At 71.6% G+C, this 13,392-nt stretch carries 10 protein-coding genes; 1 reads left to right on the top strand and 9 read right to left on the bottom strand.

The features are described from left to right. Positions 1–70: 70 nt before the first annotated feature. Positions 71–1,087: a LacI family DNA-binding transcriptional regulator gene (locus ACVHNB_RS13965; RefSeq protein ID WP_456228883.1), complete on the top strand. Its 1,017-nt coding sequence runs from the start codon at positions 71–73 to the stop codon at positions 1,085–1,087. Positions 1,088–1,154: 67 nt separating this feature from the next. Here the strand turns inward: ACVHNB_RS13965 and ACVHNB_RS13960 are convergent, their stop codons facing one another. From ACVHNB_RS13960 to ACVHNB_RS13920, 9 genes are all read right to left on the bottom strand, one after another. Beyond that, complete coding sequence (locus tag ACVHNB_RS13960) at positions 1,155–2,057, bottom strand: LysR family transcriptional regulator (RefSeq protein ID WP_456228214.1); 903 nt, start codon at positions 2,055–2,057, stop codon at positions 1,155–1,157. Between the two features lie 22 nt (positions 2,058–2,079). Next, positions 2,080–3,276 (bottom strand): glycine C-acetyltransferase, encoded by a 1,197-nt coding sequence (locus tag ACVHNB_RS13955; RefSeq protein WP_428950870.1) that lies wholly within the window; start codon positions 3,274–3,276, stop codon positions 2,080–2,082. Between the two features lie 109 nt (positions 3,277–3,385). Beyond that, positions 3,386–4,414, bottom strand: a complete 1,029-nt coding sequence (gene tdh, locus ACVHNB_RS13950) for an L-threonine 3-dehydrogenase (RefSeq protein WP_428950872.1) — start codon at positions 4,412–4,414, stop codon at positions 3,386–3,388. Positions 4,415–4,572: 158 nt separating this feature from the next. Beyond that, positions 4,573–5,793 (bottom strand): Gfo/Idh/MocA family protein, encoded by a 1,221-nt coding sequence (locus ACVHNB_RS13945; protein WP_456228213.1) that lies wholly within the window; start codon positions 5,791–5,793, stop codon positions 4,573–4,575. A gap of 136 nt (positions 5,794–5,929) precedes the next feature. Beyond that, positions 5,930–8,122 carry a galactose-binding domain-containing protein gene (locus ACVHNB_RS13940; RefSeq protein WP_456228212.1) on the bottom strand — a complete coding sequence of 731 codons (2,193 nt, stop codon included), beginning with the start codon at positions 8,120–8,122 and terminating at the stop codon, positions 5,930–5,932. Positions 8,123–8,229: 107 nt separating this feature from the next. Continuing rightward, positions 8,230–9,684 (bottom strand): M1 family metallopeptidase, encoded by a 1,455-nt coding sequence (locus ACVHNB_RS13935; protein WP_428950875.1) that lies wholly within the window; start codon positions 9,682–9,684, stop codon positions 8,230–8,232. Next, positions 9,681–11,369 carry an extracellular solute-binding protein gene (locus tag ACVHNB_RS13930; protein WP_456228211.1) on the bottom strand — a complete coding sequence of 563 codons (1,689 nt, stop codon included), beginning with the start codon at positions 11,367–11,369 and terminating at the stop codon, positions 9,681–9,683. The genes ACVHNB_RS13935 and ACVHNB_RS13930 overlap by 4 nt, the downstream gene beginning before the upstream one ends. Positions 11,370–11,441: 72 nt before the next feature. Next, a complete protein-coding gene (locus ACVHNB_RS13925) occupies positions 11,442–12,302 on the bottom strand; it encodes a carbohydrate ABC transporter permease (protein ID WP_456228882.1) in 861 nt (286 codons plus the stop codon). 82 nt (positions 12,303–12,384) lie between these two features. Beyond that, on the bottom strand, positions 12,385–13,335 hold the full coding sequence (locus ACVHNB_RS13920) for an ABC transporter permease (protein WP_428950877.1): 951 nt from the start codon (positions 13,333–13,335) through the stop codon (positions 12,385–12,387). Positions 13,336–13,392: the final 57 nt, after the last annotated feature.

The following is a 13,392-nucleotide window of genomic DNA, read 5'->3' as shown; positions in this document are numbered from 1 at the left end:
ACCGGTGGCGAACCGGGACCGAGGGGGCGCGGTGGACGAACCGGACGGACCACTGGACGCACGACCGCACGTGACGCTCGACGCCGTGGCCCGCCGGGCCGGCGTCTCCCCCGCCACCGCGTCACGCGCGCTGAACGGTACGGCGAGGGTACGGACGGAACTGCTCGGCCGGGTCCGGGCGGCGGCGCACGCCCTCGGCTACATCCCGAACGCGCACGCCCAGGCGCTCGCCGGTTCGACGGGCAGTACCGTCGGGGTGATCTGCCACGACGTCGGCGACCCGTACTTCGCGGCGATCGCGAGCGGGGTGATGGCGGCCGCGGCGGAGCGGGATCTGCTGGTGATGCTGGCCTCCACGTTCCGGGAGCCCGAGCGCGAGATCGCGTATCTGTCGATGCTGCGGGGGCAGCGGGCGCGGGCCATCCTGCTGATCGGCTCCGGCATCCAGGACCGGGCCTGGGAGCGGGCCCTGGACGCCGAACTCGCCCCGTATCTGCGCTCGGGCGGCCGGGTGGCGGTGGTCAGCCGGCACCGCAGCCTGCGGGTCGACTCGGTCCTGCCGGGCAACCGGGCCGGGGCCGCGGCGCTGGCCCGGGCCCTCGTCGCCCTGGGCCACCGGGAGTTCGCGGTGCTCGCGGGCCCGGCGTCGCTGACGACGGTGGCCGACCGGGTCTCGGGGTTCCGGGCGGGGCTGGCCGAGGCCGGGATACCGCTGCCCGCGGACCGGGTGGTGCGCGGGGCCTTCACCCGGGACGGCGGCCACGCGGCGGCACTCCGGCTCCTCGACGCTCCGGGCGCGTCGCCCACCTGCCTCTTCGCGGTGACGGACGTGATGGCGGTGGGCGCGCTGGCGGCGCTGCGCGAGCGGGGGCTGCGGGTGCCGGACGACGTGTCGCTCGCCGGGTTCGACGACGTGCCGCTCGTACGGGAGCTGACCCCGCCGCTGACCACGGTGGCGCTGCCGCTGCCCGAGATGGGGCGGGCCGCGCTCGCCCTGGCCCTGCGGGAGCCGCGCGGGGAGCGGGCGCGGGTGGAGCGGTTCGCCGGGGAGGTCATGGTGCGGGGCAGTACGAGGGCCCTGTCGTAGGCGGGCGTGGCCGTGATCACGGACCGCGAGCGACGACGACGCGGGCGGCGTGCTGTGACCGGGGGTGTCAGCCCCGGGCCGCCTCCCCGAGCGCGTCGAGGACCGGCCGGATCAGCGGATGCGACTCCGCTCCGTGACGGACCGCGGCGAAGACCTTCCGGGTGGGGGCCACGCCGTCGATCGGGCGGACGACGACCTCGGTGAGGTCCATGCCCACCAGGGCCGAACGCGGGACGAGGGCCACGCCCGCGCCGGCCGAGGCCAGGGCGACGACCGCCCGGAAGTCGTCGGAGGAGTGCTCGAACTGCGGGGAGAATCCCGCGTGCTCGCAGGCCAGGACGACCACGTCATGGCACGGGTTGCCGGGGTAGGGGCCGATCCAGGTGTCCTTCGCCAGGTCGCCGACGGGCACCCGCTCGGCGTCCGCGAGCCGGTGCGCGACCGGCAGCACCGCGTCGAACGGCTCGGCGTACAGCGGCACCCGGGTGATCCGGTCGTCGTCGGCCCCCGGGGCGCCCCGGTACTCGACGGCGACCGCGACATCGATGCGCCGGTCCAGGAGCATCGGCAGGCTGGCGTCGCCCTCGGCGTCCTGGACGCGGACGCGGATGCCGGGCGCGGCCAGGGCGAGCCGGGCCAGGGCCGGGCCGACGACCAGTCCGATGCCGGTCGCGAAGGAGGCGAGCGTGACCGTGCCCGCCTCGCCCGTGCTGTAGGCGGCGAGCTCCGCCTCGGCCCGCTCCAGCTGGGCCAGGACGGCGTTCGCATGGGTGAGCAGGATCTCGCCCGCGGGGGTCAGACGGACCCCGCGGGCGCCGCGCTCGACCAGCTTGTGACCGGTCTCCTGCTCCAGGGCGGTCAGCTGCTGGGAGACCGCGGACGGGGTGAGGTACAGCGCGGCGGCAGCCGCCGTGACCGTGCGGTGGTCGGCCACCGCACGGAGGATGTGCAGCCGCCGCGCTTCGATCATGTCCCCGATTCTCGCAAACCGGTCAGCCGAGCTGCGCGCGGGCGTCGACGAACGCGTCCACGGCCCTGTTCACGTCCTCGGTCGAGTGCGCGGCGGAGAGCTGGACGCGGATACGGGCCTGTCCCTGCGGCACGACCGGGTACGAGAAGCCGATCACGTACACGCCGCGCTCCAGGAGCAGCTCGGCCATCCGGCCCGCGACCGACGCGTCGCCGATCATGACCGGCGCGATGGCGTGGTCGCCGGGGAGGATGTCGAAGCCTTCCTCGGTCATCCGCGTACGGAACAGCTTCGTGTTCGCGGCGAGGCGTTCGCGCAGGTCACCGGCCGACTCCAGGAGGTCGAGGACCTTCAGGGAGGCTGCCGCGATGACCGGGGCGAGGCTGTTGGAGAACAGGTACGGGCGCGAGCGCTGGCGCAGCAGCGCGACGATCTCCGCGCGGGCGGCGACATAGCCGCCGGAGGCGCCGCCGAGGGCCTTGCCGAGGGTGCCGGTGATGATGTCGACGCGGTCCATGACGCCGTGCAGCTCGGGGGTGCCGCGGCCGCCGGGGCCGACGAAGCCGACGGCGTGCGAGTCGTCGACCATGACCATGGCGTCGTGGCGCTCGGCGAGGTCGCAGATGTCCGTCAGCGGCGCGACGTAGCCGTCCATGGAGAAGACGCCGTCGGTGACGATCAGCTTGCGCCGGGCGCCCGCTTCGGTGGCCGCCTTGAGCTGGGCCTCCAGGTCGGCCATGTCGCGGTTGGCGTAGCGGAACCGCTTGGCCTTGCTGAGGCGGATGCCGTCGATGATCGAGGCGTGGTTGAGGGCGTCGGAGATCACCGCGTCCTCGGGGCCGAGGAGCGTCTCGAAGACGCCGCCGTTGGCGTCGAAGCAGGAGGAGTAGAGGATCGTGTCCTCCTGGCCGAGGAACGCGGACAGGCGCGCCTCCAGCTCCTTGTGCACCTCCTGCGTGCCGCAGATGAAGCGGACGGAGGCCATGCCGTAGCCCCAGCGGTCGAGGGCGGCGTGGCCCGCGGCGATCACCTCGGGGTGGTCGGCGAGGCCGAGGTAGTTGTTGGCGCAGAAGTTGAGCACCTCGCCGGGGCGGCCGCCCGCCGTCACGCCGACGGTGGCGGACTGCGGGGTGCCGATGACCCGCTCGGGCTTGTGCAGGCCGGCGGCGACGATCTCGTCGAGGGTGGCCTGCAGGTCTTCGCGTACGTTGTCGAACATGACGTGAGTCCTTGTCAGCGGGGGGAGTTCGGGGGCGGGTCCGGCGCCCGGCGAGTGAGCCGAAGGGGCACCGGCTTCGGGGTCCCGGAGGCGAACCGAGCCTGGAAGATCAGACTTCCCAGTCGAGGATGACCTTGCCGCCGCGGCCGCTCGCCGCGTCGTCGAAGGCCGCGTCGAAGTCGGTGTACGCGTAGCGGCCGGTGATCACCGGGGCGAGGTCGAGGCCGCCTTCGAGCAGCACCGACATGGCGTACCAGGTCTCGAACATCTCGCGGCCGTAGATGCCCTTGATGGTGATCATCGAGGTGACGATGCGGGCCCAGTCGACGGCGAACTCCTGCGACGGCAGGCCGAGCATGGCGATCTTGCCGCCGTGGGTCATGTTGGCGAGCATGTCGCGCATCGCGACCGGGTTGCCGGACATCTCCAGGCCGATGTCGAAGCCCTCGCGCAGGCCGAGCGTGCGCTGGCCGTCGGCGATGGTGGCGTCCGCGACGTTCAGGGCGAGGCTGACGCCGACCTTGCGGGCCAGCTCCAGGCGCTCCTCGCTGACGTCGGTGATCACGACGTTGCGGGCGCCGGCGTGCTTGGCGACGGCGGCGGCCATGAGGCCGATCGGTCCGGCGCCGGTGATGAGCACGTCCTCGCCGACGAGGGGGAAGGACAGCGCGGTGTGCACGGCGTTGCCGAACGGGTCGAAGATCGCCGCCACGTCGAGGTCGACGGGGACCCGGTGCACCCACACGTTCGACGCGGGCAGGGCGACGTACTCGGCGAACGCCCCGTCGCGGCCGACACCGAGGCCGACCGTGGCGCGGCACAGGTGGCGCCGTCCGGCCAGGCAGTTGCGGCACTTGCCGCACACGAGGTGGCCCTCGCCGCTGACCGTGTCACCGACGGCGATGTCCGCGACGTCCCGGCCGGTCCCGACGACCTCGCCGACGAACTCGTGGCCGACGACGAGCGGCGCGCTGACGGTGGACTGCGCCCAGCCGTCCCAGCCGCGGATGTGCAGGTCTGTACCGCAGATCCCGGTCCGCAGCACCTTGATCAGTACGTCACCGGGGCCGACGGACGGCTCTGGCACGTCCGTCAGCCACAGTCCCGGTTCGGCCTTCTCCTTGACCAGTGCCTTCAACGGCTCGGCTCCTGTCGTCGCGTACGCGGGCAGCGCGAAGCCGCCCGCGTACGGGGAAGAGTGGGTGGGGTGGCGGTCAGCCGGCCGCCACCCCGGACTCTTCCGTACGACGGCGCCCCAGGTCCATCGAGGATTTCTTAAGCGCCGTCGCAGCTTTCCTACAGGCCGTGCCGGTGTGCCGCCCCGTGGGTCTGTCCGCGCTCGAAGTACGCGATCAGCTCCGGGTCCAGGTCCGGCACCTCGCGCGGCGTTCCGCCGTCGCGCAGCGACTCGGTGGCCCGTACCCCGGCGGCGACGGCCATGCGGGCGGCGACCGGCGAGGTGTCGGTGGCGCCGCCGTCACGCGCGAAGCGCACGAACTCGTCGATGAGCAGCGGATCGGCTCCGCCGTGTCCGGCGTTGTCCTCGGCGTCCGGCACGGGGTACTCGGCGTCGGCCTCGCCGCGGTAGGAGGAGCGGCGCGTGTTCCACACCTTGACCACTCCCCCGGGTCCGTCGCCGAAGTTCTCCAGGCGGCCCGCGTCACCGATGACGGTGTAGTTGCGCCAGTAGTCGGGGGTGAAGTGGCACTGCTGGTAGGCCGCCAGCACCCCGTTGTCCAGGCGCATGTTGACCAGGGACACGTCCTCGACGTCGATGACGGGGTTGAGTCCGCGCTGGGTGGCCGCCGGCCAGTGGCCGTCCTTCGTGTACCAGTCGTCGTGCTTGGGCTCGCCGGGTTCGCGGCGGTGCGGGTTGTCGCCGTAGACCATGAGGTCGCCGAGGGCCTGCACCTGGCGGGTGTAGCCGTTCGCGAGCCAGTGCAGGACATCGATGTCGTGGGCGGCCTTCTGCAACAACAGCCCGTTCGTGTACTGCCGTTCGGCGTGCCAGTCCTTGAAGTACCAGTCGCCGCCGTAGCCGACGAAGTGCCGCACCCACACGGTCTTGACCTCGCCGATCTCGCCACGTGCGATGACGTCGCGCATCAGGCGGACGACCGGCATGTGCCGCATGTTGTGGCCGACGTAGAGCCGCGACCCGGTCTCGTACGCGGTGCGCAGCAGTTCGTCGCAGCGCTCGACGGAGATGTCGAGGGGCTTCTCGACGAAGACCGGCTTGCCCGCCTCGAGCGCCTCGCCGGCGACGTCGGCGTGGGTGTGGTCGGGGGTGAGGACGACGATCGCGTCGACGTCCGGGTCCGCGATCACCTTCTTGTGGTCACTCGATATCAGGGCGCCGGGGAACGCCAGGGCCGCCTCCGTCCGCGCCGCCGCGTCGTGGTCCGCGAGGGCGACGACCCGGGAGCCGGCCCCGGGCCGGTGGGCGGTGCGGGCGATCGAGCCGCGCAGTCCGTAGCCGAGGACGCCGAGTCTGAGGTCGGAGGGAGCATCGGTCATGGCGTAACCGCCTTTCCTGTACGTGGTGTCGGTGCGGCGCTCGCCCTCATGGAAGCAAGCACGCGGGCGCGGGGGCACCGCGGGGCCCCCACGGACCCGCGGTGCCCCCGCGCGGTTCGCGGGAGTGCGCCCTGTCCTAGGAGTGCACCTGGACCTGCGCGAGGCCCACGCGTCCGGTGCCGGTCAGCTGGATGCGGACGTAACGGGCCTCGGTGTCGGTGTCGAGCAGGGTCGGGCGCAGGGCCTTGCCCGTGACGTGGACGGTGGTGGCGTCGGAGAAGTCGGCCGACGACGCGAGCCGCACGTCGAACGCGCCCGTCGTCATCGACGCGTCGTTCCAGATCTCCACCTGCCCGACGTGCCGCTCGGCGCCCAGGTCGACCTGCCACCAGGCTCCCGCCTCGGACAGCGTGCGCGTGTCGGTGGAGGTGTCCCCGTCGACGGCGCGGGCGGCGGCGCTCGTCCCGTCGGTGGAGGACTGGGTGGCCGTGCCGGTGCGGGCCAGGTCCGGCCGGAGCCGCTCGACGTGGCCGTGGCCGTCCGCGCCCGCCGCCGCGGCGACCTTGAGGGCGGCGGCGGGCAGCCGGTCGAGCCGGGTGTGGTTGTCGGTCATGGTCGAGCCGGTGCCCGCGAGGGCGGGGGCGTCGGTGTCGGTCCAGTTGCCGGTGGCGTGGTTGTCGATGCCGTAGTCGGCCCAGTTGGAGACCCACTTGTAGCCGAGGCGGGTCAGGACGTTGCCGCTGACCGTGATGTGGCTGGACTGTTCGTCCAGGTAGATGCCGTTGCCGTCGCGCTCGGTGTTCCCGTAGGCGCTGCGGTTGATGTAGTTGCCGGAGATCACCGTGCCGGGCTGGGCGCCCTGGGTGTAGATGGCGCCGCCGTCGTGCTGCTCGTGGGCGACCCGCATGACGTCGGTGATCCGGTTGTTCGTGACGCGGTTGTCGCGCAGCACGGACTGCTGGGCCTCGGGCTGGTTCCAGCCCCAGCCGACGGAGACGGCGGAGTACGGCAGGTCGTCGAGGGTGTTGTGGTCGATGACGGTCCCGGCCTCGTAGCCCGCCCAGATGCCGACGGCGTCCGTGTACTCCACCCCTGTGTGGCGAACGGTGTTGTACGACACCGTGTTGCGGGCCCCCACGAGTTCGGGTCCCGGCGTGGGGTCCGTGTCGCCGATGTACGCGGCGCCGGAGGAGAGGTCGGTGAAGCGGGAGCGGGTGAGGGTGGAGTCCTGCGTGCCCTGCTCGAAGACCGCGCCGGCGCCGCCGAGGTGGCTGAACCGCGCGTGGTCGACGACGACATGCCGGCCGCCGCGCACGGTGAGGGCCGCGGCGGGCTTGGTGTAGAACCGGCCCGCGTGGTCCACGGGGCCCGTGGCACCGGTCAGGGTCAGTCCGGCCTGCATGCCCGCGTAGCCCTCGCCGGTGGACGGCTGCAGGTAGGCGGCGTACGCGAAGTCGATGCCGGTGACGCGGACGTCGTGGGCGCCGTCGAGGACGAGGAGGTTCTCCGTGACGGGGGTGACGGCCCGGAAGCGGCGGGGGTCCTCACCCTCGCGCGGCAGGTACGTGACGGTGCGCGCGGCCGAGTCCCACACGAACTCGCCCGGCCGGTCGAGGAGTTCACGCGCGTTCTCGAAGAAGGCGACCTTGGAGTAGCGGGCCGAGTCGACGGTCGTCGAGTCCCAGGCGGGGCCCGTGCGGTTCGTGCCGGACGCGGAGTTGGTCCAGCAGGGCTGGGCGAACGTCATGTGGTCGCCGGTGACGGACGCGATGCGGCAGTGGTAGTTGCGCCACCGCACCCGGATGACGGCCTCGGCGTCGGTGGGCCGGGCCCATCGGTCGATCCCGGTGGCCTGCGCGCCGGTCATGCCGGTCTTGGTGGCGTCGCACACGGCGGCGGCGCAGGAGTCGCCCCGGGCCCGCACGGCGCGGGTCCCGTCGACGAAGAGCTGGCGCGGGGTGACGCCCTCGGGCACCTTCGCGGTCCAGGTGCCGTCGGAGTTCGGGGCCCAGCCCGTGAGCGTGCGCCCGCCGGAGAGCACGGGGTCGGCGCCGGGCGCGGCGGCCCAGGTGACGCCGGAGTCGTCGGCGCCCAGCTTCAAGGGCGCAGTCAACCGGTAGGTGCCGTCGGCGAGTTCGACGCGTACCGCCCGCCCGGTGACGGCGCGCGCGGCGTCGCGCGCGCCCTCGACCGTACAGGGGCGCCCGGTGGTGCAGGACGTGCCGGACCCGTGCGGTGCGGCGTGCAGGACCATGGGGCCGGAGGCCGCTGCCCGGGCGCCGGGCAGCGGGGTGAGGGCGAGGGCCGCGACAGCTGTCAGCACCGCCACGGCAGCGCGCCCCACAGCGGCACGGGGAACCGCGCGAGCAACCACAGAGGTCCGGGAGCCGCGCACGAAGGGAAGATCCCGGGCCGAAAGGCGCCCCGGTCGCCGGCTCATGACGCCACCGCCCAGTCGGGACGGCCCGGCATCGGCGGATTCGTGGCCCCGAACAGCCAGTCCCGCAGGAAGGAGTCGAGGGACCGGTCGCCCGTCACGGCGACGGCGTGCCGGATGAAGTCCTCGCTGGTCACGGTGGTGTCCTTGAAACGGCGCGGCCACGACCCCATGATCCGGTCGAACGTCGGCTGCCCGACCTGGAGTTGCAGCGCGTACAGGACGAGCGCCCCGCCGTCGTAGATGTTGACGCCGCCGAGCCCCTTGGGCAGCCCCGGAGGCCCGTCGCTCGCCCGGATCGCGTCGAGTTCGGCGTAGGTCGCCTTCATCTTGTCGTCCATCACCGACCAGCCGCGCTCCTCGCTGTAGAGGGCGGCGTAGTACACGGCGGGGCCTTCGTTCAGCCAGGCCTGCTGCCAGTCGTTCGGGGTCACGCTGTCGCCGAACCACTGGTGGGTCAGCTCGTGGACCATGGTGTTCTCGTAGGTGGGGTTGCCGTCGGCGTTGGGCTTGAACCAGTTGGTGCCCATGAGCGTGAGCGTGGAGTTCTCCAGCGCGTCGGTGTATCCGTCGTAGATGTGCACGCCGTACACGGAGAACGGGTACCTGCCGAACTTCGCTTCCAGCCAGGCGAGATGGTCCGGCGTGCGGGCCACGATCGGGCCGTACTTGTCCTCCTGGCCCTGCGGGACGACGTGGCGCAGCGGCAGTCCGGTGTGCGAAGTGCCGTACAGATAGGTGCCCTTGACGACGGCGATGCCGAGGAGCTCGGTGGGCATCCGCTCGCGGAGTGCGAAGTGCCACACGGCCGAGCCGTCGGACCGCTTGTCCTTGCCGGTCAACACGCCGTTGGCGGCGGCGACATACCCCTCGGGCGCGGAGATGTGGAAGGTCCAGGTGGCCTTGTCGGACGGGGTGTCGTTGCACGGCAGGAAGGTGTCCGCGCGCGACGACTGCACGGCCGAGGCGAAGCCGCCGTCGCTGCCGAACTTCCAGCCGGACAGGCTGGTGCGCGGCGCCTTGCCGTTGCCGTGGTAGGTGACGGTGACCGTGAAGGGCGCGTTCTTGTGCAGCGGCCCGGCCGGGGTGACCGTCAGCTCCTGGCCCGACGCGCCGACGGTCAGGGCGAATTGAGCGGGGCGGCCGTTGACCGTGATCGCGTCGATGGTGTGGCCGTCGGTGTCCAGGTTGAACGACGACAGGTCCTGCGTCGCCCTGGCGGACAGCTCGACCACGCCGGTGAAGTCGTAGGTGACCGGGGTGAAGTCGAAGGTCAGGTCGTAGTGGGTGACCTGGTAGCCGCCGTTGCCGAGCGTCGGGTACAGCGGGTCGCCGACGCCGTCGCCGCCGGGTTTCGGGTCGAAGCCCCGGGCGTGGGCGGCCGTGGCGAACAGTGGGACGGTGAAGGCGGCGGCGCCCGCGCCCTTCAGGAGTACGCGTCTGCTGGTGGTCACTTCTTCCCCTTCCGCGAGGACTTCTTCTGGGAGGCCTGCTCGAACTCGGCGCGGCACTTGTCGCCGCCGGCGCTCCGCCACTTCTTGACCAGGTCGTCGTACGAGGACAGGGGCCTGCGGCCGGTGATGAGGTCCTTCACGCCGTCGAGGTGGATGGTGTAGAGACTGCCCAGGCCCTTGGAGTCCCAGGTCGGTGCCGTGTAGGCGAGGGTGGGGTCCTCGATCATCATCGGGATGAGCTTCGTGTACGCCTCGTGGACGTAGCGCGCCGCGTCGGGGTGGGTGGCGCTGAAGAACGCGGGGGTCGCCGAGGCCAGCTTGGACCAGGGCACGGTGACGTCCTGGGCGCCCTGCTCGGTGAGCACCGGGGTGCCGTTCTTGTCACGCTTGTGGTCGGTGCCCTCGACGCCGTAGTTGATGAGCGTGTACTCGGCCGAGCCGAAGGGCGAGGCGGCGAAGTCGGCGAGGCGCAGCAGCTCCTTGACCCGCTTGTCACCGGCCTTGGTGATGTGGCAGTTCTGCAGCGACACGTTGTCGGTCCAGACGACGGCGTCCTTGCCGACCGGCACCATGGGCCGTACGTCGAAGGACGTGTCGATGGCGGCCATGGCGTCGACGTAACCGGTGGCGGTGGCCAGGTAGGCCGGCATGCCGTCGTACACGTACGCGGCCTTCCCGTTCATGAACAGGCCGGTGTACTGGGCCTTCTGGGCGCCGGACATCTGCACGGTGCCGGGATAGAAGCAGCCCGCCTTGTACAGCTGGGCCGCGGTCTCGACGGCGTGCCGGAACGCGTCGTCCTCCAGCTGGTAGGTCCATTTGCCGGTCTTCGGGTCGCGCTTCCAGAAGTGCTGGGCGCCGGACGACATGGCGAGCAGGTTCATGCTGCCGCCGGTGAAGAAGTACTGCTTCTTCTTGGCGTCGGTGAGGTCCTTGGCGAGTTCCACGAGCCGCTCGACGCTGTCGATCTGGTCGAGGTCGGTGACGCCCGCCTGCTCGAAGAGGTCGGCGCGGTAGAAGCCGGCGCCGCCGCTGCCGGAGCGGGCGATCGGTATGCCGTAGAGCCGGCCCGCGTAGATGGCGTCCTGCCAGGCGTACTCGGGGACGGCGGCCAGGTTCGGGTAGTCCTTGACCTTGTCGCCGGACAGGTGCGGCGTGAGGTCCGCGCACGTGGCGGTGAGGAAGGCGCCCTTGTTGTCGACGCCGCCGGTCTCCGGGTACATGAAGATGTCCGGCAGCTGGTCACCGGCCACCATGGTGGAGAACTTCGCCGGGTAGTCGTCGGCGGGCACCGCCGTGAAGTCGACCTCGGTGCCGAGCATCTTCTCGATCGCCCGCCACGCCGCGTTCTTGCCGCGCTCGGGCGGCAGCGGCGCGAACGTCTCGGTGACCGCGGTGATCTTCCGGGCTCCCTTCAGCGGGGTGCCGCGGGTGGCCCGGGCGGGTTTCGCCGGGTACTTCAGGAAGGCGTTCGGGACACCGGCCGCGGTGCCGGGCAGGTCGGCGTTGGCGCCGATGGAGCGGACCGTGGTCGTCGGGAGCAGCTTGGCGCTGTTCGCCTCGGCCTTGGCCGCGGCGCCGCCGTCGCCGCAGGCGGCGAGCAGCGGGGCGGCGGCGACGGCGAGGCCGGCGCCCGCACCCCAGCGGAACAGGGTGCGGCGGTTGATGGGCGTGGTGCCGGACATCGGGGGACTCCTCAGCACGAGACGAGACACGAGACGAAAGAGGACGGGGTGAGGGGGGTGCGGGCAGCGGGGTCAGCCCTTGACGGCGCCGGTGAGGACGCCCTTGGTGAAGAACCGCTGGAGGAAGGGGTAGACGAGCAGGATCGGCACCACCGCGATCACCAGCACGGCCATCTGCACGGCCTGCTGCGGGGCGATGGCCTCGCCGGCCGCGGCGGTGTCGAGGTTCTGGCCCTGCAGGACGAAGGTGCGCAGCACCATCGGGAGCGGCCACTTGTCGTTGTCGCCGAGGTAGAGCAGGGCGTTGAAGTACGCGTTCCAGTACGCGACGGCGTAGAAGAGCCCGACGACGGCGATGACCGCCTTCGACAGCGGCAGCACGACCCGGATCAGGGTGCGGAAGTCGCCCGCGCCGTCGACCTTGGCCGCGTCGTACAGCTCCTCGGGCAGGTTCATGAAGAAGGCCCGCATGACGACGAGGTTGAACGCGCTGACCATGGTGGGCAGGACGAGCGCGGCGAAGGTGTTGTAGAGGCCGAGCTCCTTCACCAGAAGGAAGTTGGGGATGACGCCCGCGTTGAAGAGCATGGTGAACAGGGCCGTCATCAGGATGAAGCGGCCGCCGACGATGCCGCGCCGCGAGAGTCCGTACGCCATGCCGATGGTGGCGAGGAGGCTGCACGCGGTGCCGATGACGGTGACGCCGACGCTCACGAACAGGGCGCGGGTGACGCGGCCGCCGGTGAACGCGGTGCGGTAGGCGTCGAGGCTCGGGTGGTCGGGCCACAGGACGAGGCCGTTGGACCGGATGATGTCGTTCTGCGAGGCGAAGCTCGTGCCGATCACGCCGAGCAGCGGGTACGCGACCAGGCCGACGACAATGACGAGGGCGAGGCACTTGAGGACGAGCCCGGCCTTCGTGGGGCGCTCCATCCACGGCGGGCGGGCGCCGGACGGGCGCAGTTGCCCGGCGGCGGGCGTGCTCCTGCGGCGGCGCGTGGGCACCGCGGTCGTGTCAACGGTCAGCACCGCGGTACACCCCTTCATGGCCGAGCCGGTGGGCGAACTTGTTGGCGCCGATGACGAGCACGGTGCCGATCACGGCCTTCACCAGGCCGACCGCGGCGGCGGTGCCCCACTGGTTGTCCTTGATGCCGTGGAAGTAGACGTAGGTGTCGAGGACCTCACCGCTGCCGGGGCCGACGGCGTCGCGCTGGAGCAGGATCTGCTCGAAGCCGACGGTGAGGATGTTGCCGAGGTTGAGGATCAGCAGCAGCACGAGCACCGGGGACAGGCCGGGCAGGGTGACGTGCCAGAAACGGCGCCAGCGGGCCGCGCCGTCCATGGCGGCCGCCTCGTACAGGCCGCGGTCGATGGAGAGCAGCGCGGCGAGGATGATGATCGTGCCCCAGCCGGCGTCCTTCCACATGACCTGGAGCGCGAGCAGCCAGGGGAAGGCGTCCGGGTCGGTCATCATGTCGTAGCGCGGCAGGCCGACGGCTTCGAGCAGGTCGGGGACCACGCCCGCGCCGCCGAGGATCTGCTGGAAGATCGAGACGATGATGACCCAGCCGATGAAGTGCGGCAGGTAGACGACGCTCTGCACGAAGCGGCGCAGTTTGTCGCTGACGATGCTGTTGAGCAGCAGGGCGAGCCCGATCGGCACGGGGAAGAACAGGACCAGCTGGACGAGCGCGATCTCCAGGGTGTTGCCGGTCGCCGACCAGAAGTCGGGGTCGGCGAAGGCGTTCGTGAAGTTCGTGAGGCCGGTCCAGGCGCTGTGCAGGTAGCCCAGGTAGGGCTGGTAGTCCTGGAAGGCGACCATGTAGCCGAGCAGCGGCACGTAGTGGAACACCACGAAGTACAGGAAGCCGGGCAGGCACAGCAGCAACATCACCTTGTCGCGTTTGACGCGCTGCCAGAAGGTCTTGCGGGGAACGACGAGGGGTGGTGCGGGAACAGTCATGGGGCGGTCCTGTTCGGCCGAGTGGCGCGGAAAGCCGTGTTCGCACGTAACTGCGTT

This window comes from Streptomyces sp. YJ-C3, assembly GCF_053891275.1.
This window is presented reverse-complemented; position numbering and strand designations above follow the sequence as displayed.